We start from the raw sequence: 23,838 nt of genomic DNA, 5'->3' as shown, positions 1-23,838 counted from the left end.
GTTTAGTTAAGTTTCTTTGAGGTCAGAGCATGCATTTGCGCATTATTGCCACATTGGCGACCGTATTCCCTCTTTACGCAGTACAAGCACAAGATGCCCTTTGGGCAGAAGGCGCATGCAATGGTTCGAGCCTCAATGATGGCGCCACCAGCACCTTTTTTAACAGCGGTGCTGAATTGCAATGGCAAAACAACGGCGGTGATTGGCTGGACAGCCTGGGAATTGCGCAAGGGAATACTCCCTACACTACCATCGACGTACCAGACATTGATCGAGAGCAGCAATTAAGAGTTGATGTCACTCAACTGGTGCATCAATGGCTGCGGGGGGAGCTGAAGAACAAAGGATTCCTCCTCAGGAAAATGGTCGGAGGTTCATTTCGAATCTTCAGTAAGGAGCATTCAAATGCCTCGCTTGCCCCCGTCCTAGAACTGCAAACAACCCAAGGCAACTACACAATTCCTGTGCAAGCAGATACTTATCTGGCCAGCAGCACCTACAAATGTCTGGGAGATAGAGACACCCTTAACACCAGCGAATCCGTCTTGTTGTATTTCCCAATTCACCAAAAAGCGCAAGTTGAGGAAGTATTGGACGCTCGGCTGGTGATGAATATCAACAACAAACAGTACGGCTCATCAGTGGTAGGGGTGTTTGCAGCCAACCCCACGTACGTTGAATATCAACCAAATGAACGAGGCTATGGATTCTCAGCCGACTATCCCAACGACTATGACATTCATACCGACAGCAGAGTGCTGCTAAGCAGCAACTTCGAGCAAGGCAATTGGGGCAATCAATGGTCCTCGGGCACTGACAGAGAAACGCTTAGCCGGGTTTCTGAAAATCCGGAAGAGAAGTTTGTTCCCCTTCTTGGCAAAGCACTACAAGCACAGTTGCCGCAGGGAGAACTGACGGCAATGAACCTCTACTATATGTTCAAGGAGGAATTGGGGTATGAACCTGAGGAAGTGTATCTTCGCTACCACATTCGCTTTGGTGACAAGTGGCAGACCGTAGATGGCGGAAAACTTCCCGGTATCGCTGGCATTTACGATGGCGGTTCACTGGAAGGGGGGTGGGGAGGCCGTACCTCCAATGGTAACAATGGCTGGTCGGCACGGGGGATCTTCAGGGAAGTGGTGCAGGGCAACAACCCGCTACAGGGTCGGGTCCCAGTGGGAACCTATCTATATCATGCAGATATGGAAGGCCCCTATGGGGATGTGCTTGCCTGGGATGGCAAGGGAATTGGCGCGCTACAAAAAAACCGATGGTATGCCATCGAGCAACATATCAAACTCAATACTCCCGGGGAGAACGACGGCGTCTTTCGCGCCTGGATTGACGGTGTGCCGGCTTACGAACTAACCAACCTCAAGTTTCGCAATCAAGGCAAAGACGACATCAAGATCGACCGTATCTGGATGAATATCTACCATGGCGGTACCACCCCTAATGACCGCACTGTGCATGCATTTATCGATAACGTTGTGGTAGCCACCGAGTATATTGGCCCCAGCTATCTCGATCCCAATGCTCCAATTGGTGGAACAGAACCCAATCGAGCACCACAGATCAACCAGACCCAACCGCAAGACTCATTGGTCAATGCTGTGCTCGGCGCCGAAGTCGTGTTTGAAGCTGAGATAACCGATCCTGATGGCGACGACTTGCAAATCAACTGGTTTCTGGATGACCGCCTGGTAGCTACCGGCACCTCTTATTTCAGTTATACCCCTGGCCTGATGGATATCGGCGAACACAGTGTGTCGTTGGAGGTCACAGATCCTGAAGGTTTGTTTGCCGAGCATGTGTGGGAAGTTGAGATGGATGAGCAGAATATTGTTCGTCTGGATATTCTTGAAGACACCCATATTTCCGGCTCTACCTACAAGGCGTTGGGAACCGATGATACTTTAAGCTCTTCAGGCATGGTGTATCTGCGGTTTAGTCAGCCAACTCAGATTCCTGTTGGAGATATCACCGCTGCCAGATTAGTACTATTTGATGAGAGGCAACATGGCGATGCTGACCTTCATGTTTACGCTTCCGATCAACAGTGGCGGGAGGGAGCGGGCATTAGCGACGGTGCTACGCGCCAATACGCCGATGCTTCTGTAAAACTCTCTTGGGCCCGTTATCTGGGTGACTGGCGGGATGCGCAGGGCATTGCCCATGGCACAATCCCCTATTCGAGCACTTTTGTTGAAGACACCGACACTCCCAGATTTATTCAACTGGATGTGGGTGAATTAATTAAAAACCAATGGGATATGGGCAGCATTAATATCGCCTTGACCGCGCAAGGTGGGAACCATAAGTTCACCTCCCGGAACAGTCAGCTACAAGCCCAACATCCGCAGCTTTATGTGACCTTAAATGGCCTGACACCTCCGGAGTTATTACCGCTCACACCCACAGGCCCTGGCACACCGGATAATCCAGCCCCCGGAAACCCCTCACCACCTGAAGAGCAGCTGCCGTCGCACACCAGCCTGGAAGCCTTATCTGCAATGCTGGAGCCTGGACAATGGGGCGTACTGCAAACCGAAAATCTCAGTGACAGTTTATTAAAAGTGCAATACGAGGGAAAATCGCTGCATATCGCCGGTTGGACCGATGATGCAAAATGGGATCCCCGCACCAAGCAGTTGTTCTTTATGGGATTCAGGAAGAAGCCCAAGTTTGTTGCCTACAGCGAACAAAACAATACATGGCGTGTAATCGATGAAGACAGAGAGTGGGCCCATCAAGGCAATTACGGACATCTTTACGGTAATAATGCCTTTGACAGCGCCACAGGCCGCTTTTTCTACCACGTCAGCAGCGCCAAAGCGGTTTATGTGTATTCTCTGGAGGATAACACCTGGACCACTACACCGGAAACTCCCTTCCCTGCCAGCGGCACCACCAGCATCGAGTATTTCCCTGAACTTGGAGGGATTGTTAGGCTCAGCCGCATTGGATTGGAGTTGTTCGTTGAACAGACACAAACCTGGCAACAGTTAGGCAAGATAGAAAAAATGGGGTACCACTCGCTGGTACGATACAACCCTCTACGTGCCGAAGTGTTGGTAGCTGGGGGCACCTATGAGCCCAAAAAGCTTTATCGAATAGCGGCAAACAGCGATATCACTGAGCTTCCCGAATTACCGGAAGAAGTAACCATACGTGCCGACAAACTGCTTGTGCATCCGGTTACAGGCAACTATCTGCTTTTCACCCAAAACGGCTTGTATGATTTGGATGTGGACAATGGCATCTACACCCCCATAGAAGATATGAGCTATCCCTTCGGCAGCTATGAGCTCCCCTTTACGGCCAGCATCGACAACTATGGCGTAGTGATGTTTGTGGATAGCAAAGTCTGGATCTATAAGCCGCATATCGTTACGCTTGACTAATTATGTAACCGGCCGGATTAGCCCACAACGCCAATTGAAAAAGGGGTTGTGGGCATTCTGCCAAAGAGACGGATACTCTAGACAACGTCCATGCCAGCGAGTTTTCCTTCATCAGGATAAGCTGGAAATCCAATGCCAGTTCTTAAGCATTCAGAGGTTTACTTGAAGTTAGGATATTTTGACACCCAGTTAAGGAATGTCGGCGACGACCTCAACCCCTATATTTTCAAACATTATTTCCCGAATATGGATAATGTTCATCCGGATTGTGTATTTATCGGTATCGGCTCTATCTTCGATGGCCGCTTTTCGCCTTCGCCACAAAAACTGGTGTTTGGACCAGGCGCCAGAGGAGCAAATGCCCTGCCTGAATTGGACAACTCCTGGGACATTCGGTTTGTCAGGGGGCCTTTAACCCAAGCCGCCGTGCAGAAGCAAGGGATTGAATGCCCGTACATCAGCGATCCGGGACTGCTGATTTCAGAATTTTTCGAGCCAAAATCGGCTAATGCGCAAGACATCGGCCTGATCCCCTACTTCCGGACCGAGCATCAGCCATGGCAGGAGATTGCCGACAGGTTGAGTTTTAAGCTTATCAGTCCAAGGCTGAGTGTCGAAGAGTTTGCCAACAGCATCCGCCAATGTCGGTTTGTTGTAACCGAAGCGATGCATGGCGCCATTATTGCGGATGCGCTGAGGGTTCCCTGGCTTCCATACAGCTCAATCACCGCCAGCCATGAAAAGGAAACACATCAGTTCAAGTGGACCGATTGGTGTCAATCCGTAGGAATGGAGTTCAGCGAGCTGAACTTGCCCATTTTGTGGAACCCTAAAAAGATGGGCATCGCTAGTCGCCTGAAACAGGCAGTGAAAAAGCGGATAATCTGCAATAAGCTGAAGCATTACGCCTCAGCGGATAATGCCCTGCTGAGTGACGACAAAATTTTCTCAGAGCGCATGCAGCAACTAAAGGAACAAATCAAGAAGGCCCAAAAGGACTATAATCTTTAGCCTGGTAAACTACTTTTAAAACTAAAGCCATCAAATGATGGCTTTAATTTTCTCGCCAATGGCATCAACCGTATAGTGATTTGCTACCAGCTCGCGTCCGGCCTTACCCAGCGCCAACCGCTGTGAGGGCGAATCAATCAGGGTCAAACAGGCCTTCACAAAGTCTTCCTCACTGTCGGCCAGCAAAATACTCTTTGCATGCTCGACCTCTATGCCCTCGGCGCCCACTGTTGTTGAAACAACGGCTTTTTCCTGACTCAATGCTTCAAGGATCTTGATACGTGTGCCGCCACCAAAGCGAATGGGTGAAATCACAAAGTGGCAATTTTCATAGTAGGGCACCACGGATTCCACACCGCCGGTGACCGTCACCCCCTCAAACCTGGCCAGATCTCTTACCTTCTGTGCGGGGTTGTAGCCCACCAGTGTCAGCGAAATGGGCTTGGACGAACGTTTCACCAATTGAGGATAGATATTTTTCACAAACCAGATAATGCCATCTTCATTGGGCAGATAGCTCATGGTGCCCACGAACAGAATATTTACCACTTCGGCGCCTTCTTCTCCATGTGCAACTGTTTCAGGCAGGACCACGCAATTGGGCGCGGATAAAATACGGGCCTTGGGTTTTTGCTGTTCAAGCCACAGGGTATCCTTGTCGGAACAGGACAGCACGATATCGTAACTTTGCAAAAATCTGGCTTCTAATTGCTCCAGGCGGCGGATACGCAATGCCTGGATAAGACGATATTCCAGTCCGGCTTCTCCCCCCTTAGTTTCCAGTTCTCTGGCAATGGCAACGGACTCAATATCATCAAAGTCGACAATCTTCTTGTACGACTTTTTCACCATATTGGCTTCTTCTAGGCGATCCAGAATGATGGATGTGCGGATCCTGAAGCAAAACACAGTGTCAAACTGATGGGCTGCAAAAAGCTTGGCGATCTCTTTTAATTGCTTTTCATCGGGCATATTGCGCTTGTAACTGGGATGCAGCCATTCTGCGATGTAGGACATGGGCGGAAACCAGGTCGGAAAAGACGACTTTTTCACGTCCACCGGCATTAAGACAGCACTTTCACATAATGCCGCCAAAGATTCAGGGATAGGATTGCCCTTGTAAAAGGGCTTGCAAACCAGTAAATGTACTTCGAAATGCTTGCAAAGCGCTTTGAGATAATTGGCTATTCTGCGCTGCACACCGATACCGTTGCCGTCGGGGATCACGGATGACATCAGCAATATTTTTTTCATGGGACAGGTATTCCGTTAAAGACAACGCGCGGCAATGCCTGGCGAGGTCATAAAATCAAATTCAATCAATCTGAGCCAGTTTTTCCAGCTCATATCCATACAGGCAGCGCCTCAGATACCATGCCTGATCCTGAGGACGACGCACAAGATCATTAAGCACCCTGCTCCAGGAGAAGCGGTTTTTCATCAGGGCGCTGCCGCCCATTCCGCGCTTTAACAGATATCCGGAGTAATCCAGCACCGCCCGGTGATAATAGCGGCTGGCTTCCTGGTCATACTGAGCCTTGATACTTTTATCTTCATAGGGAAGGTCGGCCAGGGACGGATAGCCCCTGGCAATCACATCATCATGGAACTTATGAGTGAGTATGTAGGCCGCATCCAGGCCGGTGCAAAAATCAAAGAAGTCCCTGTCCAGATAAGGACAGTGCACCGTATCTACACCGGACATAATAGAAAAGGGAATGGCGCTGACAGCGCGGCGAGTGCGATTCCAGAAGGTATAAGACAAGGCCGGACTGCCGGTATTCAGATGGCGTTTTAACTCCTCAACCAAGCGTTCGACGGCAAGCTGCATATCAATTTTCTGATAAAAGTCCGCCACCAGGCCGTCCTTGTTGAAACCTTCAAAGCTCGCTTCGTTTAGCAGCAACAGGGCCAGCTCTTCCAGCCGCTCTTCCCTGAACAGCTTGTCCTTATTGACATCCAGGGTTTGCCCACTGGAGATAATGCCACCCGCCAGGCCATCATAGATGGTGGTAACCTGATGCTCCCTGAAGTAATCGGCCAGAGGCAAGGCCCAGGAATGTCCACCGCCACAAAAATTGGTGAGATAGATATCTTCCAACACCGCATCGAACCAGTTCTCGGGCTTATCAATAATGTCATGGACAATATCCAGGCGCTGGCAAATTAGCCTGGCGACGCGCTCATCCTCATTGGTCGCCGGCGGCCTGTAACGCAGTGTCACACAACGCTGTGGTGTGGCGCCCTGGCGATGCAATTCAAACAGGATATTGCGCGAATCCCGGCCGCCACTGATAGGCATTGTAAAACGCTCATCGCCAGGCAGACGACGACTGACGGATTGGCGGAAATAATGCAGGTAACCGTCCACGGCATCATCGTAGGAAAGCCTTTGGTTGTTGGCAAAACAGCTGGTTACCGGGGTGGATTGAATCTCCAGTTTACCTTCCCGCCAGCGCAATCTGCTATTGGGCGGTAACACCTTGATATGGCGAAAGGGCGTGTCATTACCAATCACATGACCGATACGAAACAGTATGGCAAGCGCCGCATAGTCCAGGTCTTTTGGCACCGAGGTATTGAGAATGGGAAAGATGCTAGGCGAGATAACAATCTCGCCATTAAAAGCGGCATAGTAGAGGGGATACATACCGTATCTGTCATTGCTGGCGTTAAGCTCCTGGCCATCCCACTGCCAGTTAAGGTAAATTCCGTCGGCCTGTTCTGCGCCATCATTGATATTGATGGGTTTACCCAGGCTGCAGCTTGCCACCCCTTCGGTCTTTAGCTGCTGATTGGCACAGCTTAAGTGCAAATAGGGCCTGTTCTGAGCCTGCTTATGCAACTCTATGCTCCCCATACTGTTGCTTCCCCTTATCCCGCTTCTTTTGAGCCGAAACGTTGCTTGTACTTACTTCTTAGCAATGCCAGAACATTCTTCAGTTCTTTTAGCATCACATGATTGGTCAGGTATACCCCGATACCCCAGCCAATTGCGGCGGTCAGTCCGCTAAAAAGCAGAATGACAAAATACCAGTTACTGTATCCAAAGGTTTGGGCCAAAAGCATCACCATAGCGGGGCCGACAACGCTAGTTGGGATCAGTACCAACGAAGAGGAAATGGCCCGAAGGTGAGCCAAGGCCGTTAATCCGAAGGTTTTGTTCATGGCATACTGCGAACTGACCATTTGAACCAATGCCACCAACCCGAACAACCACACCACCTGCTCCAAGGGTAACCAGATAGAACTGAGCAACACCAGTACCTGAACGATCTGAATACTGGACTCAACCCATAGGTTTCTGCCAACCTGCCCGGCAGCGATCAGGGACAGGCTATATAAGGAATAAGGCGTGACCAGCATACCGTAAAAACAAATCAGGCTGGCCAGAGGCGCTGAGCGTTCCCATTGCGCACCAAACAAAAACAATATCAGGGGTTCGGAGACAACGGCCAGTACCGCAAGTACGGGGCCGGTAATAGCCACCATATAAAGCATGGCCTGACTGTACATGGCCGCGCCGTCACGCCCCTTTCTAAGCTCACTGGCAAAGGTGGGGAAATAAACACTTCGGATAAAACCGACTAACCTTGTGATCAGCATCTTTTTCAAACCGGCTGCGCGACTTAAAAAAGCCACCTCAACAAAGCCGAGGGTCTTACCGAGAATAAGATCCGGGGCGCCGGTGCCCACTTCTTTGATGATAGAGGCCAAACTGGACAAGGAGCCGAATCGCACCGTTTCACCCAGTCCTTTAAAGGTGGGCCACATAAAAATCTCACCGGGGCGGATGGCATTCAACCAAAGCACTTTGACGGCATGGGAGGCCAGAGCACCCCAGGCCATACTTAAATATCCCTGACCGGCATAGGCGCATGCAATGGTTACCGATGTCTGCACGAAGGTAGACATCCACATATTGAATGCCAGTAATTTAAACTGCAGCTCCCTTTGCATTAATGAGAGAAGGGGGGTGCCAAAGGGCAGGATCAGAAAGTTCACACAAAGAATGGCCAATACTTCGGCGACGCCCTGATGTTCATATAACTCGGACAGGGGCGCACCAGCCAGGAATAACAAGATAGCCAGCAACCATGAAGAGAAAAGCGTAACGGAAAAAGCGGCCCTGAACTCTTCCTGCCCCACCACTTTGGCCTGGACCAGGTACTGTCCCACGCCGAAATCACGGAAAATATGGGCAATACCCAGCACGGCAACGGAAACCGAATAAATACCGATTTCCTGCGGTGTCAGAAGCCTAGAAACAACCACTACACTGAGGAAGTTCATCAGGAACGCCCCAAGATTGGCCATCCCCATTACGCTCAGATTTTTACGCATCGCCATAAGTGCTTACACTTCCCTTGAATAGCGATGCCACTGGTCCGGGGTCATTTTGCTCCCCCGTTGCGGCGCATCAGTAATCTGAATAGATTAGGAACGAAACAGAACAGAAAGGCCGGATCGGCCTTAATAGTGCCCGAGATGACTTTCCAATCGAAAGGATCACCACTTTTGAGCAAATGCATCAGGCTGGCTACCATCGAAAAGCGGGAGTCCTGTAACTGGCTTTTTACATGGGCCTGCTGGGTCGGCGTAAGACGCAATTCCTGAAGAATACACTTGGCCAATTTGATGTAGTTCGACAGTAACACCAGCGACTTGGCGGTGCCCCACTTAGCGCTGTCGAAAATATTCACCCCTGTTTCTTCCTGGACCATGACCCTGGGACAAAAAGCGACCTTGTTAGTAGCCTGGGCGAGCATTAACTTGAATAATCTATCCTGCCCGTTAAAAAGCCTGGTGCTAAACCTGAGTTGCGGCTGGCAACTTAAGCGATATACCAGTGCCGAGGTGCTGATAATATTGCTGCGCACGATAGCATAGTCGAAGAAGTCGCCCTTGAACCGATAGAGCTTCCTGGTCTCATCCAGACAGAGGTGGGACTTTTCATCCAAATTCAGCCCATCTTTGGCCTGCCAATCGAATCGTGTTTCGCTAAACCCCATTCGGCTGCTGTTGGCAAAATACAAATCATGCCCTTGCTCCAGGGCTTCAATGGCGCAACACAGGAAGTCTTTTTCCCACCAGTCATCAGAGTCAATAAAGGCCACGTAAGTGGTGTCTGCCGGGATGTTGTCCAGGCCCCTGTTTCTGGCGGCGCCGGGACCAGCATTATCCTGACGAATAACCCTGATGCGGCTGTCTCTGGCCAGAATATCTGCCAACTCCGAATCAGCCGACACTGGAGATGCGTCGTCCACTACAATCACATTGAAGTTGCTGTAGTTCTCCTGGCTGACAATGGATTCCACACACTTCTTTAAAATTCCGCTCTGGCGCTGAAAGTAGGGAATGACCACAGTTACCAGGGGAAGATCCGATGTTTCACTCATGAATGCTAGTTACCTTTGCAAACCGACAATCTGCTATTAACGGCTGCGGTTAATGATGTATTTATATTTTCCCGTCGCTTCTGCGGGGATGTCTTGTACCACGTCAATGCTGATATCGGCCTCATCACCCAACACCTTTTTCAGCTTGGTGGCCATCTTTTGTACATCAATCTGCATGTCTGGATAGTTCACCAATTTAAGCTCAAATTGCCGGTCACTTTCCTGGATCATCTGGAAATGACAAACCGCGCGGTCTTCGCGCACTATGTTGCCAATATAGGCCCCATGCACTGCAGCGCCGTTGGTCGCACGCAAGACATCATTGGAGCGTCCGATAACATCGGCAAACCTTGGCAGTCCCCTTCCGCATGCACAGGGGCCCTCGGCCATTGTCGCCAAATCGCCGGTGCGATACCTCAGCATGGGGAAATCAGATGTACAAAGGTGAGTGACCACCAACTCTCCTATCTCTCCTACTTTGCAGTCATTGCCCAGTTCATCCAGCACTTCAACAATAATATCTTCGGCACTGATATGCAGTCCGCCTTCTGGACATTCGTGGGCAATAAAGCCCGCGTCCCGGCTGCCATAACCATTGGCGACGGGGACTCCGAAAAAGGTTTCAATAGTCTGACGTTGATGGGGGTACAGTTTTTCAGCGGTGCAGAATATGACTTTCAGTCTGCCCGGTCGATAGACAATCCCTTTGCTATTGGCATGCTCAGCCAACATGGTAAGTATGGAGGGATAGCCATATATCATGGCCGGTTCGAAACTTTGTAAATCGTCGAGCAGGCGATCCATTCCTTCGGCATCCAACTGTTTGGCCGGGAAAAGTCTTGAACGAAACAATCTGTCGCGCAAAACCTTGGCCCAGCCCTGCCCTGAAAGCTCGATACTGGATCCCCAGATCACAGCTTCCGGATCACCGATATCCACGCCCCACCATCGGGTTGCACGCCATTTTGCCGCGACATCGTGACTGATACGTTCTTTGCCAAGCACAAATCTCAAGGGGGTACCGCTGGAGCCTGATGTGGTCATAAAATGAGGAGACTGGCACAACTCACTGACGAAGCCCTTTTCGTTCTCACGAATAGTAGCCTTATCCAGCAAGGGTATGCGCTTTAGCACATCTATATTGGCAAAATCTTCAGCCGTGATATCCAGCCTCGAAAACAACGCTCTGAAATACGGATTATGCCTGGACAAATTGAGCAAAAACGCTTCCAGAGATTTCTCCTGTGAAGCGCTAATTTGCGCCCCGGTTTGCCACTGTGAACGCTCCAGTGCTTCACGTTTTTGCACCGTTGAATGACCTTTAAGCTTCTCATGAAGCGGAAACAACAAGCGGCTAACCAGTTGTGTGTAAAGTGCCATGCTACCCTGTCACCTTAGCGTCATCGGCGTTTTTTTCCTGCTCAAGTTCGGCAAGTTCACGCTTCACAATCACATGCACCGCCACAATGGTAATCACGAAATGATAGGGCAAATCAAAATAGGCCAGCGACAGGAATGCACCACCGACCATATAGGCCACTATGCTTACCTGCAGGAACCGGCACATCAATCCGGCCCACCTCAATGACTCAATCTGATAGGTCTGTTTGTATATCTTGTTTCCAAGCCGCCAGCTCGAATAAAAGATCATTAAAAAGGCGAATAATGCAATCCAACCATGCTTACCCAGCACCTGAATGTAATTACTATGGAAAGCCACAAAATCTTCCGGATTTGGAGCGTATATCATCCAGTTCGCCGGCGTTTCCGCATTAAAGCCACCGGCAAAGGGGTGATCCAGCGACATATTGAATCCGGCACGCCAGGCATTAAGTCGGCTGTTTGCCGAACTGTCACGCTCCTCACCGGTGTCCTCTTCAACAAAAATAGTGGCCATACGCTCATGCCAGTGCTCCGGCATAAAGTTAAACAACACCGGTACCACTGCCAGAATAACCAACATGGAAAGCATCTTCTTGTTGGATTTAGTCCACAGGAAGAAAGCACAGGCGGTCAGGGCAAGGAACGCCCCCCTAGAGTGCGAACCAAACACAGCGGCTGCCGTTAGCACCGCGGCAATAATTGGCAATATCTTGAGCTTATTGTTTTTGATGGTGGTGCTGAGGTACAAGAACACAGGGATCACCATCAAATTGGCAATGGCCATGGCGTTGTTTTCCTCAAAAAAACCACCATCCGGACCGTATACCCGATAGGCTCCCCCGGTTACCAGCGTATAGATACCGCCTTTTACTCCGTAGAAACCAATACTCAGAGCGATAACCCATAGCGCCATTTCAATACGTTTACGAGTGGTCAGCATAGCCAGAATCACAAGGGTGAAGAACTGCACCTTTACCACTTTCATTGCCAGCATATTGGTAAATGCGGTTTTCTCGTGAAACAACCAACACAGAAACAGCAAGACATAGAAGAAAATCAGCCACTTTATTGGCGGTTCCATGGGGATGGATTTGGGCTCTTTACTAAAGGCGTAAGCGGCCAGAGCAAAGATGGCGATCATCTGTGCCACGGGAAAATTGTACATAAATCCCCATGTAAGCTTATGCGGCAGCATATAACTGATCCAGCACCAGACCAGCACCCCGACAAAGGGACGCCTGAACATCAAGGGGATAGTGCCAATCAGCAACAGGAAAAGCGCAATATCTCTCACGTCATGGCTTCCCGGTATATGGCTTCAAGCAGTGGCACAACTTTTTGTGGCTGGTAGGCCTGCACCAAATCACGGCCTTGTTCGGCCAGGGATTCAGCCAATTCAGTATTTTCAAGCAAGGAAAAGACGGCTTTTGCCATCTCCTGCGGGTTGGCGGGCGGCACCAGCAATGCGTGCTGGCGATCCGACACCATATAGGGAATGCCACCGACATTGGTTGAGACCACCAAGACACCACTGGCCAAGGCTTCCAGTATGGAATTGGGCATATTATCCACGCGACTGGGATTAAACATGATATCGGCGCTGGCATACAAATCAGCCATTGCTTCTCTGCCTAATCGGCCGGCAAATTTGACCCTGTCGCCGAGTCCAGACTCTTTGGCTAATTTCTCAAGTTCGGCTCGTTGCGGCCCCTCTCCGGCAATTGTCAACCTCGCCCCTTGATACTTATCTGCAATGATTTTGAATGCCCAGATAGCCGTTTCATTGTCATACAAAGCTTCCAGATTACGGGTAACGACAATATGCAACGAGTCTGTTGTCAGCCTGGGGGATTGAAAGCGAAAAACACTCAAATCCACAATATTGGGAACAACGGTGGCTGCAAAACCAAATTCGGCAAAAACATTTTGCAAAAAGCCGCTGGGAACCACCACTTTTTCGGCTCTTTCAAAGGTTCTGCGCACCTTTGACCAGGCCACCGCAAAGAAAGATTTCGCACCACCGCCACGGTAGTTAATGACAACCGGAATCTTATACCAGCTGGCAATGCTTACGGCCGGTCGCGCATAAAGGTGGAATGACCATCCGGAATTGGCCATCAAATGCACCACATCCTGACCTTTGAGCTGCCTGAACAACAACCACACATAGTGGATAAAGCGAAAAAAAGCTCTGACAACAGGTATCTTACCGATAAAGGCCGGGCGATAGGGTAAGTTGACCGGAAGCAAGGTGACCTGATGCCCCCGGGCTTCCAGCAACTTATGCAACTGCAGTGTCTGCATTGCCATACCGCCAGAAGGAGGCGGCGTGGGTCCAATCAGGCAAATCTTCATAAACGGGAAGCGCCCCCTGATAGCAGCTTGCCGTACACCTCTTTGTAGTTGGAAACGGAATTTTTCCAGTTACGGATATTCTCCACAAACTCACGGCCTGCTTGCAATATGGTTCCATGCTCATGGGACTGCTTAAGGGTCTTTACAGCTTGCTCTGCAAGTGCGGGGATATCATTGCTTTTAAACAGCCAGCCATTGATACCGTGGGTTATAAGCTCACGATGTCCGCCCACATCCGATGCCATCACCATCTTTCCTTGAGCCATGGCCTCAAGGGGTTTCAATGGCGTAACTAAATCGGTCAGGCGCATAGGCTTGCGTGGATAGACCAATAAGTCCACCAGGCTGTAATAGCGCCCTACTTCTTGGTGCAGCACCCTGCCCGGCATGATGACATGATCCTGAAGTTTCAGCTCCTGAACCAGGGCCTTCAGGTTCTGCTCCTGAGGTCCCCCTCCCACCAATAACAAACAGGCATTGGGAATGGCTTGCAATATTTGCGGCATGGCGCGCACCAGCAGATCCAGTCCCTCATAGGCATAAAAAGAACCCAGGAATCCCAGAACCGGTCTGTTGGTTAGGCCCAATTCCTGTTGCAGGGCCAAATCCTTGCCTGACAACAGAGGAAACTGCTCCACATTCACGGCATTAGGGATCACCACTATCTTACTGTCGGCAATACCTCGGGCTTTCAGGTCAGCCCTGAGGCCCTCGCAAATGGTGGTTACCATGCCGGCCTGTCGGGCCACATGGGTTTCCAGTTTTCGGGTCAGTCGGTAACGCAGATCACCTTCCTTACAAGTACCGTGATCAACGGCGGCATCTTCCCAAAAGGCGCGAATTTCATAAACGACCGGTTTGCCGGACTTACGGCCCGCCTGCAGCGCTGCCATGCCGTTTAGCGCTGGCGAGTGGGCATGAATAATATCGGGCTTCTCTTCCTCAATGACTTCCAGGATGCGCTTACGCATCGGCCCGATTAAGGCAAGCTGATTCAGTGCAGGGATCTTGCTGAGTAACCCTTGTGGCACTTGGGTTCGGTAGAATTTCAGCCCGTCCACCGTTTCTTCCAACTGATCCACATGCCCCTGTTTGGGGCCGGTCACATGGCAGGTTTGCCACCCCATCGCCCTTTGCTGATTAAGAATCGCGCGGGTCCGAAAGGTATATCCGCTGTGCAATGGAATACTGTGATCTAAGACGTGCAGAATTTTCATACTAACGCCCCAACTGCTTACGCAGGAATGATTCAAACATCATCAGGGTCCACAACGATGCGCTATTGTCCCGAACACCGCTGACATGATCATCCACCAGCTTCTTTAGCCTGGTAACATCAAAATAGCCGCTGTCTTTCATTCTTTCGGACAAGATCCCTTCGTAAAGCCGGCCTTTTAGCGGGCCTCTGAACCAATCGGCCAAGGGCACGGCAAAGCCCATTTTCTTGCGATAAAGCACATCATGGGGCAAATGCGGCTCCAGAGCTTTTTTAAAGGAATACTTGCCTTCACCACCATGCAGATTATGACTGGACGGCGCATGGAATGCCCATTCCACAAACTTGTGATCCAGTATGGGTACCCGCACTTCAAGTGAGTGGGCCATAGAGGCGCGGTCCACTTTGGTCAGAATGTCACCGACCAGATAGGTTTTCATATCAATGTACTGAGCCACCTTTAATGGGTCCAGATGTTTGGCTTTCTCACCGTGGCGACGAAATACCTCCAGAGAATTGTATCCATTGAGGGTTTGTTTAAAGGCATTTGAAAACAACTTGTGGCGCTCATCCCGACGCAGGATGGAGATACTGTTGTGATAGCCTTCAATGGTATCCATCGCCATGGACTGGAAGGTGGTTTTGGCGCGCAGGAATTTCGGCGCCCAGTCCAGTTTGGGGTAAAGTGCGCCAAGGGGACCGAACAAGGGCTTTCTCAAGCCCAGGGGCAGCAGGTTTCGGATCTTTTCCTCATGCAGGTGCATTCTGTAGCGACGATAGCCGGCGAAAAGCTCATCACCGCCATCACCTGACAACGCCACTGTTACATGCTTTCTCGCCAGCTCGCAAACCCGATAGGTGGGCATGGCGGAGCTATCCGAATAAGGCTCATCATACAAATCCGACAGCTTATCGATAAGGTCAAAGTCATCCTGACTGACTATTTCGACCCGGTGATTGGTTTTGTAACGGTCGGCCACCATCTGCGCAAACTGGGTTTCGTTAAACCTTGCAACATCAAAGCCGATGGCGCAGGTGTTCACCGGGTCCGGTTGCAGCTGGGACATCAGTGCAACTATGGCGCTGGAGTCAACGCCACCGGATAGGAAAGCACCAAGCGGCACATCGGCCACCAGCCGAATATCAACAGCTTGCTTGAGGCGATCAATCAACTCGGCCTGCACTTCCTCAGCACTGGGAGCCTTATCAACATGTAAGGGGATATCCCAATACTGCTTGGGCTCGATGATGGGCGACTGCCCCTGCTTGATAAGCACGCAGTGACCGGGCGCAAGCTTATAGGCGTTTTGATAAACAGTATGGGGCTCGGGGATATAGCCGAAGGTAAAATAGTCTTCGATGGTGGTATTACGCAGTCTTTTGTCGAATAAGGGGTGCTCCACCAGCACCTTAAGCTCCGAGCCAAAGATAAACTCGCCACTAGGCAGCAGCGAATAGAACAGCGGCTTGATGCCCAGTCTGTCGCGCGCCACAAACAACGAACGCTTTTCCCTGTCCCAGATAGCAAAAGCGAACATGCCGCGCAGTTTATGTACGCAGTCTTCGCCCCACTCCAACCAGGCATTCAGAATGGTTTCCGTGTCCCCTTGCGTATTAAACTTGTAACCCTTTGCCGAGAGTTCCTTGTGCAATTCCTTGAAATTGTAGATCTCGCCGTTAAATACCACACATGCGCGCTTGTCGGCGCTTTGCATGGGCTGGGGACTGCCTTCCAGGTCAATAATGGAAAGACGCCTATGGGCCAGTCCGACGCCGGCCTCAAAGAAGTAGTCACCGGCATCGGGACCACGATAATGTTGACGGTCGTTCATCCGCTGCAGAACATGCTCGTCGACCTTCGTGTTCTGGGATAAATGAAAAATACCGGCAATTCCACACATGATTACTGACCTTGATTGGGAGAAACTTGATAAAGATGGTGGTACTGTTCCACCATATGACGAATACTGAACCGCTCACAACAATGCACCCGGTTCTCCTGGCTGTGTTGCTCTAAAATACCCGGCTGCAGGAAATACTGAGCCATGGCCGCCGCCAGTTGTTCTGTATCATCGGTAGCGACTAAATTGCCCGCATGGTGAGAAGGGTAAAGCAATTCAGGATTTCCGCCTACCTTTGTGGCCACTACAGGCAAACCACTGGCCATGGCTTCCAGCAAGGTATTGGAAATGCCTTCCGCCAATGACGGAAGCACAAAGACATCCATCAGCCGCATAAGTCTGTCGATATCACTGCGATCACCGGTAAACCAGACTCTGTCCAGGATCCCGTCTTTTTTTGCCTGGGCCTGCAATTTATCCATCAGACCGCCACCGCCAACTATCAGCAGTCGCAGTCCTTGTGCATGCTTGGGATAGTATTTGACCAGATGGGCAAATGCGCTCAGTAGATAAGCTTGGTTTTTCACATCTGCCAGGCGGCCTACCGTACCAAAGACCAGCGTCTTGCCAGCCGAAAAACCTTCAGGAATGTCCTCGGGCAAAGACGCGTCGGGCCGAAACTTCTGGGTATCCACACCATTGCATATATGATTAATACGGCAGGAAGGTACGCCAATTTTTTCCAGCAAATAATCTTTTGCTTCCGTCGAAAGGGCAACATACTGATGAATCATCGGCTTAAAAAAACGACGTAAACGTTGATATTTCTTATTGCTGCCGTGCAAATCATTTACGCCCCAACCGTGCTCACCATGGATACGCAGAGGAACATTACGCCACCAGCCCACTAGCTGTCCTTCAATGGCACTGAGGTTGCGTGTATGGAAAACGTCGGGAGTAATGTCTTTAAGCAGTTTGTTCAGACGCACAAACATGCCAAGGTCCTGTCCCTCTGCTTTATTCAGATCGTAAAAGGCCACATTCGAAGTTTTAACTCTCTTGCAAAACTCCGGGTTATAGCCGTTAAGGGTAATAACGCTGTGAAAGTAGCTCTGTTCATCCAACTGGTTGATCAGATTAACCAAACCGTTCTCCAGCCCTCCGGTGTCAAACCGGTGAATTAGATGGGCAATGTGCTTCTTGTTAATTGCCACCGAGCATCGCCTCCATATCTTTTGAGAAGAAGGCTTGTGCTTCACTGACAAATGCCTGCCGGTAATCGGACGCCTGGCTGACTGGAATAGACATAGCCACAAACAGACCTGGCTGGGGTTGTCCCAATAGCGCCTGCAATGCCTGAACCGCTTTTATTTTCCAACCTGATGGGCTGGTCATCCAATCATTGGCGTAGGCATAGGCCAGCAATCGCCTGTTTCCGGAAGCGCTGCTGATCTCCAGTACCGTGAATCGCTCGAAGACTTGTTCGGATAACTTGGACCAGCCCTTGTGATTAAACACTTTGTTGCGACTGTTTATTAGTTCCGCATCCTGCTGGTTCTGCTCATAGTAGGCCGCATAGATGCTGAGTTCGTCCCGGGAGCCGATAATCTCCTGGGAAGGGTTTTGAAATTGCGGTAACCAACCTTGCCCTGACAGGTCATTCTGCTCCAACTCAAAGGCAGCGGACAGATCAACAGAAGCGATGATACGCGGCGTGGCGGCACTGGACTGGTAGAACTGTGTAGCCAATCCGGTTAAAACGACCAATGCCCATACAGGTAGCCATGTGGACGTAGGTACCGAGACAGCTTTTTCCTGCGACTCGGGCTGCTTTTCAACAGGGTCGGCCCAAATACCGCCGATGGAAAACATTAACAAGATCATAATGCCGAAGAACAACCATCCATAGATAAGATGGTCAACGCCGGTTGCCAGCTTCATATCCGACAGATAGGCGATGATAATAATGCCATAGGCCCGAATGCCGTTGGCAAGAATGGGTAATAACAACGCAAATAGCGCGAATACAATGCGTTTCTTCCACTGGCTGTAGGTAAGGTAGGCATAGAGTACCCCAAGGGAAAATGAGGCTATCAGATACCTGACCCCGGAGCAGGCCACGGCCACTTCGAACAGCCCTCCAGGGATGGCAATATACAAGCCTTCACGATATACGGGGATATTGGTTAACTGCAGCATGGCGACAGAAATATCTGCGGTTATGTTCTGCAGTGACGGGATCAGGAACTCCCCGGCCGGGATACTGAACAGCCAAAAACAGAACGGAAACCACAACGCCTTGGCCAAGCTATTTCCCAGAACCATCCACAGCGACAGCGGCAATAAAATAAATGCCGCGCCCTGCGCAACCACACTGATATGGGCCAGGCTGCCAAGTAAATAGAGCAGTGTCATTGCCAGCAGCGGCAGAAAAATCCAATAGTTTGGCCGTACCTCAAGGGATTTCAGGGATGGCCAACTCCGATGTATCAGGTAAATGCAAATGGGTAATATCAAAAAGCAGTGAGCAAAAGTTTCAGAGCGCTCCCAGATAAGCACTGCCGACCAGATTGTTTTATAAAAAATAACAACCCAGCCTGCGAAGACCAGCAACAACAGCCCCAACAAATTGACACCAGGCAATGCTCTGAACATCTTGCTCTCTATTCCATCAGATTAATAAGTTCTGCGGTCACCGCATCCCACCTATAGTGAGACGCGATCCAGTGAAAATTCATCTGCCCCAATGCCGACATCGAGTCAGTATCGGACAAAAGGCTAGCGCATACTGAAGCAAACTCATCCACCTTGTCTACCACATAGGGCTTTTGCTGTGGCGGCAATTCAATTCCTTCAGCAGCCATAGACGTCATAACGACGGCTTTACCCATTGCCATCGCCTCCAGCACTTTGTTCTGAATTCCTCGAGCGATTCGCAATGAAGCGATTGCAAAAACACTGTGCTGAATATAGGGGCGGATATCGGGCACCCGACCGGTCACTAATACCTGCTTATGCTTTGCCAGGGCTTTAACCTTGTCGGTGGGGTTCCCGCCGACAATGGCAAAATGCAGATCAGGGTGCCTGGATAACAACAAGGGCCATACTTTTTCCACAAACCAGCACACCGCATCAACATTGGCCCAATAGTCCATGGCGCCGGTAAACACCAGGTAAGGCTTGTCTATGGGATTGGCATGAGGGAGTGAGGCATCGAAAAATCCGGTATCGACACCATTGGGAAAGGACGACACCTTGGCGGCACTGTCCAAGGGTAGGTCTTTACGGAAAAAAGCCGCCTCCTGATCTGACACAAAGGTAATCGCATCAAAGCTGGCGGTTATCTTTTTCTCATAGGCTCCGAGGGTGCGGGCTTCGCGCCCGTACACAAACTTGAGCAAGGGATTCCCGGCGTTGTCGGCGTACTGACGCCACTTGTCAGAATCCACGTCAACGAAATCAGCCACTCGCTTCAGGCCGACCTTATGTTCCAGATACTGGGCCATGGCCGAGCTGTATACAAAGCATTTGCGAATTTGCTGTTGTTCTATCTGCTGGTTAACCCATCTTTGCAATTCTCGGCTATGAAAATAAGGCAAACTGATGGGTTTGTTGCACAAAAAAGCCGTGAGCCCTTTTAGTTTCGCCCGCAAAGGGTGAAGAGGCAAAAGTAAAACTTCTTTGCAAAATGGCGTTAAATCGTCCTTATATTGCCAGTCATGGGGATCATCGACAAAGGCAGCCAAATAGATATCGAAGCTTTTAGACAACTCTTTAAGGATATTAAACGACCGAATCTTGTCGCCTTTATTAGGCGGAAAAGGGATTCGGTGACAAAGGTACAACAACGGCTCCTTCATCGCTGATTATCCTAAATACTTCGATAGAAACGGCCCCATAAAGCGGCTGACAGACAACGGCAGCTTCTGCCAAAGTTTAATGAAAAGCTGGTACTTGGGATTGTTGGGACTCAAGTTGGGCAATTCAGTCGCCTTGACCAAATGGAACTGGTAATGCAGAGGCGTTGGCTCCATGCCCCAGTGCTTTTTGTACTGATAAGCACCAGAATCATTTTTGCTGCGGCCAAAATCATAATGGCTGTAGCCTTTTTCCCTGGCATCGCACATCAACTGGTAATACATAAAATCGTTGCTTTTCAAGTCCCGCGCCTTGGGCACCCCGCCACCGTAATAGGGCAATACCTGATCACGGAAATAGAAATTGAGTACTGAGGATACCGACTGCCCATCATGTTCTACGGTTAACACATCACAACGCTCGCCGAATGCTCCTTTTAAGGCTTGGAAGTAGTGCTTGGGGAAGACCGGCGTACCCAGATTGCGCACGCTCTCCGAATAGATGTCGTAAGCAGTTTGCATATCATCATCTACACGATGAGAGAGGCCGTTTTTCAGGGAATGGCGGATCACCGCCCGTTGTTTTTTCTTTACTCCGGCGAGAATCGCATCGGGATTATCCGCCAGCGGCCAGGCAAAGTAGGAATGGGCGCAACGTTCAGTAAGCTTGGGATGAGCACTGGCTTCTTTATTGCGAAGCTCCAGATAATCCACACCCAGCTCATGAGCAAGAGCAATGGCAGCATCTTCGAGAAAGCGCTTGCTGCTCTCATCAACTGCAGCGACACCGCCATAAACACAAAAAGGCGTCGATATCAGGGCGTGGCCGAAGAGTTTGCTGCGCTGCTCCACCAGGGGTAAAACCGCTTTTATCTCAGCGCCTTGCTTGGCCATCAGATAATGGGCTTTGTGGCCAAAAACGTCTTGGTTGATACGTAGCCAGCCACTTAAATGGAAGAAAGTGGCATCAGGGCACTGTTCAACAAAGCTGTCCCAGGCTTTGGCAACATCCGCGTCGCCGGTAAATTTCTCAAGCGCCAACAACTCGCTCACTCCGTTACTCCGTATACTTCCTTCATGGTGGACCAACTAAAGTCCTGTAAAAGCCGTTCCAGTTTAGCCTGGGTATGTTGCAAATTGATATAGTGCCGGAACCTGGATTTGGCAGATGCCTGCTTTAGCCTTGGCTGATCGGGATCGATCTCCCAGGGATGGAAATAGAACGAGTAAGGCTGGCGCTCTTTGCGAAGGTAGGTATTGACCAAGTGTTTGGTCACAGGATAAGGATACAACCTGAAATAACCGCCTCCCCCGATAGGCACCTGTTTGCCCATTATCTTAAGTGTCGGAATGGGGATTTCCAGGATGTCTTCCTTTCTGCGATAGGCAAAGCGCGGCCAATCGGGTGTGCCATAAAGATCATGCTTCACCGGATAGGTGCTGGAGCTGTAAACAAAGCCTAATTCAGCCAGTATTTCAAAAGCCCACTCATTGCTGTAACCGATAGAAAAACTGGGGGCCCTGTAACCAAGAATTTGTTCACCCAACAGATCTTGCAGGTGCTCCTTAGAACGAATCACATCAGCTTTGAATTCCTCAGGCGTCTGTTCTGAAGCGCGCCGATGTGCATAACCATGGCTGGCAATTTCGTGCCCCTGGCGATGAATTTCTTTAATCAGCTCAGGGAAAAGCTCGGCAACCCACCCAAGCACAAAAAAAGTGGATTTAATGTCGTACCTGGCGAAGGTATCGAGAAGGCGACGGGTGTTGCGATCAACCCTAGGTTCGTATTGTTGCCAATCCTGGGGACGGATGATGTTGTCAAAGGCCGACACGTGGAAAAAGTCTTCCACATCCACTGTCATGGCATTGAGAATATTCTGTACTTGCTGCATTCGTTAGCGTCCCTTGCCGAACATGACCACTTCGACGGTCCGGATCAAAATCAGGATATCCAGCAACAGGCTCTGATGCTTAACGTAATACAGGTCAAACTTCAGCTTCTCCATCGAATCTTCAACACTGGCGCCATAGGGATAATTTAACTGCGCCCAACCGGCCAGGCCAGGTTTAACGTTGTGCCGCTGATTGTAGTACGGAATATGTTTAATCAGATGTTCCACAAATTCCGGGCGCTCCGGTCTTGGACCAATAAAACTCATTTCACCTTTAAAGACGTTCCAGAGTTGTGGCAATTCATCAAGACGATACTTACGAATAAACTGACCAACTCTGGTCACCCGGGAATCCCCTACCGTCGCCCATTTGGCGCCATCTTTCTCGGCATCGGGGCGCATACTGCGAAATTTGATGATGTCAAAAAGTTTGCCGTTCAGCCCTACCCGTTCCTGCTTGTAAAACACCGACGCGCCTGTCCGCCTGCCGTCCTCGATGTAAATACATAAAGCGGTGAGCAGCATGAAGGGCCATACAAAGAACAACACAACAAAAGCCAACAGTGCGTTCATGCCGTAGTCCAGTAAGTCACGCAGATAGTTCTGGCTGGTAAAACCGTTGGAATATATGACCCAACTTGGGTAAATCAGATTAACCACGATCTGCCCAGTTTCTCTCTCCATAAAATCGAGGATATCGACTACCTCGATACCACGAATACGGCAGTCAAATAAGACTTCGATAGGTAATGTCCCTCGACGCTGATCGCAGGCTATCACCACTTCTTCAATTTCATTTTCGATCAGGAAGTCCCTGAAATTTTCATCTACTTTGACATGAATCAGCTTTTCACCCTGAATGCCATTTTCCCTGTCATCTCCGGGAATGGGTATAAAGCCAAGCAACTCAAAACTGATGCGGTCCACTTCACGGCGCATCCGCTTTTCGATAATGGATGCACGTTCACCGGCACCTAGTACCACCAAACGCACTTTACCCAACCCCAATAGGCCCAAGCGATTTGAAAAATAGCGAAAAACAGCTAGGGCGACAATGATCATTCCGGACGCCGTTGGCAGGTAGTAAGGATGAAGCTGAGTCTGGAACAAGATGGTGCTGGTCAGCAATTCCATAAAGAAATAGCTAATGGCCACACTGACAAAGATGCGGCGGATAATGCCGCGGAATGTCTCTCTGAGTTTGGGCTCATATAAGCCCACAGAGAGCGCTGAAATTAGTACAAAGAAGGTAAGTAAAACAACATTGACTATCAGGCTTTTTTGGTTGGGTTCCGAAGCCTCTGCAACCTGCGTGACTAATGCACTGGATACATAAGCCAAGTAGGCAATATGATCCATACCAACAAGACTGGACACCTCGTTAAGCGATAGAATCGCAATCGAGGTGAAGCATGACAAAAGAATCCAGATCCCGTAAACGCCACGGCGAAGAGTTTAAAGCAGAAGCCCTGCG

The 23,838-nt window shown here is 50.1% G+C and carries 17 protein-coding genes; 2 read left to right on the top strand and 15 right to left on the bottom strand.

What is annotated here, in order from left to right:
- Positions 1-29: 29 nt before the first annotated feature.
- A complete protein-coding gene (locus tag P2G88_RS03450) occupies positions 30-3,407 on the top strand; it encodes a polysaccharide lyase (protein ID WP_275794284.1) in 3,378 nt (1,125 codons plus the stop codon).
- Between the two features lie 132 nt (positions 3,408-3,539).
- Positions 3,540-4,418 (top strand): polysaccharide pyruvyl transferase family protein, encoded by an 879-nt coding sequence (locus tag P2G88_RS03445; protein ID WP_275794283.1) that lies wholly within the window; start codon positions 3,540-3,542, stop codon positions 4,416-4,418.
- A 30-nt stretch (positions 4,419-4,448) separates the two neighbouring features.
- On the opposite strand, the gene P2G88_RS03440 is transcribed toward P2G88_RS03445, so the two are convergent.
- The 15 genes from P2G88_RS03440 to P2G88_RS03370 all read right to left on the bottom strand — a co-directional run bounded on the left by P2G88_RS03440 (position 4,449) and on the right by P2G88_RS03370 (position 23,723).
- Positions 4,449-5,672 carry a glycosyltransferase family 4 protein gene (locus P2G88_RS03440; RefSeq protein ID WP_275794282.1) on the bottom strand — a complete coding sequence of 408 codons (1,224 nt, stop codon included), beginning with the start codon at positions 5,670-5,672 and terminating at the stop codon, positions 4,449-4,451.
- Positions 5,673-5,733: 61 nt separating this feature from the next.
- The gene (locus P2G88_RS03435) at positions 5,734-7,278 is read right to left on the bottom strand and encodes an asparagine synthetase B family protein (RefSeq protein WP_275794281.1); all 1,545 of its coding nucleotides are present in this window, start codon (positions 7,276-7,278) and stop codon (positions 5,734-5,736) included.
- Positions 7,279-7,292: 14 nt separating this feature from the next.
- Complete coding sequence (locus P2G88_RS03430; RefSeq protein ID WP_275794280.1) at positions 7,293-8,762, bottom strand: oligosaccharide flippase family protein; 1,470 nt, start codon at positions 8,760-8,762, stop codon at positions 7,293-7,295.
- Positions 8,763-8,812: 50 nt separating this feature from the next.
- Positions 8,813-9,817 carry a glycosyltransferase family 2 protein gene (locus P2G88_RS03425; RefSeq protein ID WP_275794279.1) on the bottom strand — a complete coding sequence of 335 codons (1,005 nt, stop codon included), beginning with the start codon at positions 9,815-9,817 and terminating at the stop codon, positions 8,813-8,815.
- Positions 9,818-9,853: 36 nt separating this feature from the next.
- Positions 9,854-11,197 carry an AMP-binding protein gene (locus P2G88_RS03420; protein WP_275794278.1) on the bottom strand — a complete coding sequence of 448 codons (1,344 nt, stop codon included), beginning with the start codon at positions 11,195-11,197 and terminating at the stop codon, positions 9,854-9,856.
- A 1-nt stretch (position 11,198) separates the two neighbouring features.
- Positions 11,199-12,494 (bottom strand): putative O-glycosylation ligase, exosortase A system-associated, encoded by a 1,296-nt coding sequence (locus P2G88_RS03415; RefSeq protein WP_275794277.1) that lies wholly within the window; start codon positions 12,492-12,494, stop codon positions 11,199-11,201.
- Positions 12,491-13,504, bottom strand: a complete 1,014-nt coding sequence (locus P2G88_RS03410) for a glycosyltransferase family 4 protein (protein ID WP_275794275.1) — start codon at positions 13,502-13,504, stop codon at positions 12,491-12,493. Before P2G88_RS03410 ends, P2G88_RS03415 begins: the two co-directional genes overlap by 4 nt.
- A 47-nt stretch (positions 13,505-13,551) precedes the next feature.
- Entirely contained in the window at positions 13,552-14,772 is a 1,221-nt protein-coding gene (locus P2G88_RS03405) for a TIGR04063 family PEP-CTERM/XrtA system glycosyltransferase (RefSeq protein ID WP_275794274.1), read from the bottom strand.
- 1 nt (position 14,773) lies between these two features.
- Positions 14,774-16,672 carry an XrtA/PEP-CTERM system amidotransferase gene (locus tag P2G88_RS03400; protein WP_275794273.1) on the bottom strand — a complete coding sequence of 633 codons (1,899 nt, stop codon included), beginning with the start codon at positions 16,670-16,672 and terminating at the stop codon, positions 14,774-14,776.
- A 2-nt stretch (positions 16,673-16,674) separates the two neighbouring features.
- Positions 16,675-17,826 carry a TIGR03088 family PEP-CTERM/XrtA system glycosyltransferase gene (locus P2G88_RS03395; protein WP_275794272.1) on the bottom strand — a complete coding sequence of 384 codons (1,152 nt, stop codon included), beginning with the start codon at positions 17,824-17,826 and terminating at the stop codon, positions 16,675-16,677.
- On the bottom strand, positions 17,816-19,267 hold the full coding sequence (gene xrtA / locus P2G88_RS03390; RefSeq protein ID WP_275794271.1) for an exosortase A: 1,452 nt from the start codon (positions 19,265-19,267) through the stop codon (positions 17,816-17,818). The genes P2G88_RS03395 and xrtA overlap by 11 nt, the downstream gene beginning before the upstream one ends.
- Before the next feature lie 8 nt (positions 19,268-19,275).
- Complete coding sequence (locus P2G88_RS03385) at positions 19,276-20,472, bottom strand: TIGR03087 family PEP-CTERM/XrtA system glycosyltransferase (RefSeq protein WP_275794269.1); 1,197 nt, start codon at positions 20,470-20,472, stop codon at positions 19,276-19,278.
- 6 nt (positions 20,473-20,478) lie between these two features.
- Positions 20,479-21,522, bottom strand: a complete 1,044-nt coding sequence (locus tag P2G88_RS03380; protein WP_275794267.1) for a FemAB family XrtA/PEP-CTERM system-associated protein — start codon at positions 21,520-21,522, stop codon at positions 20,479-20,481.
- A complete protein-coding gene (locus tag P2G88_RS03375) occupies positions 21,519-22,364 on the bottom strand; it encodes an XrtA system polysaccharide deacetylase (protein ID WP_275794266.1) in 846 nt (281 codons plus the stop codon). The genes P2G88_RS03380 and P2G88_RS03375 overlap by 4 nt, the downstream gene beginning before the upstream one ends.
- A 3-nt stretch (positions 22,365-22,367) precedes the next feature.
- Positions 22,368-23,723, bottom strand: coding sequence for a TIGR03013 family XrtA/PEP-CTERM system glycosyltransferase (locus tag P2G88_RS03370; RefSeq protein ID WP_275794264.1), 1,356 nt, complete (start codon positions 23,721-23,723; stop codon positions 22,368-22,370).
- Positions 23,724-23,838: the final 115 nt, after the last annotated feature.

Origin of the sequence: Aliiglaciecola sp. CAU 1673 (genome assembly GCF_029223185.1) — a bacterium.
GTDB lineage: Bacteria > Pseudomonadota > Gammaproteobacteria > Enterobacterales > Alteromonadaceae > Bowmanella.
The sequence above is the reverse complement of the archived record's forward strand: the minus strand, read 5'-3'. Positions and strand labels throughout refer to the sequence as shown.

Coding starts and splice junctions, on each gene's coding strand:
- P2G88_RS03435 (WP_275794281.1), bottom strand. CDS start 7,278: ATGGGGAGCATAGAGTTGCATAAGCAGGCTCAGAACAGGCCCTATTTG.
- P2G88_RS03430 (WP_275794280.1), bottom strand. CDS start 8,762: ATGCGTAAAAATCTGAGCGTAATGGGGATGGCCAATCTTGGGGCGTTC.
- P2G88_RS03405 (WP_275794274.1), bottom strand. CDS start 14,772: ATGAAAATTCTGCACGTCTTAGATCACAGTATTCCATTGCACAGCGGA.
- P2G88_RS03425 (WP_275794279.1), bottom strand. CDS start 9,817: ATGAGTGAAACATCGGATCTTCCCCTGGTAACTGTGGTCATTCCCTAC.
- P2G88_RS03450 (WP_275794284.1), top strand. CDS start 30: ATGCATTTGCGCATTATTGCCACATTGGCGACCGTATTCCCTCTTTAC.
- P2G88_RS03400 (WP_275794273.1), bottom strand. CDS start 16,672: ATGTGTGGAATTGCCGGTATTTTTCATTTATCCCAGAACACGAAGGTC.
- P2G88_RS03410 (WP_275794275.1), bottom strand. CDS start 13,504: ATGCAGACACTGCAGTTGCATAAGTTGCTGGAAGCCCGGGGGCATCAG.
- P2G88_RS03385 (WP_275794269.1), bottom strand. CDS start 20,472: ATGAAGGAGCCGTTGTTGTACCTTTGTCACCGAATCCCTTTTCCGCCT.
- P2G88_RS03445 (WP_275794283.1), top strand. CDS start 3,540: ATGCCAGTTCTTAAGCATTCAGAGGTTTACTTGAAGTTAGGATATTTT.
- P2G88_RS03440 (WP_275794282.1), bottom strand. CDS start 5,672: ATGAAAAAAATATTGCTGATGTCATCCGTGATCCCCGACGGCAACGGT.
- P2G88_RS03420 (WP_275794278.1), bottom strand. CDS start 11,197: ATGGCACTTTACACACAACTGGTTAGCCGCTTGTTGTTTCCGCTTCAT.
- P2G88_RS03375 (WP_275794266.1), bottom strand. CDS start 22,364: ATGCAGCAAGTACAGAATATTCTCAATGCCATGACAGTGGATGTGGAA.
- xrtA (WP_275794271.1), bottom strand. CDS start 19,267: ATGTTCAGAGCATTGCCTGGTGTCAATTTGTTGGGGCTGTTGTTGCTG.
- P2G88_RS03370 (WP_275794264.1), bottom strand. CDS start 23,723: ATGGATCATATTGCCTACTTGGCTTATGTATCCAGTGCATTAGTCACG.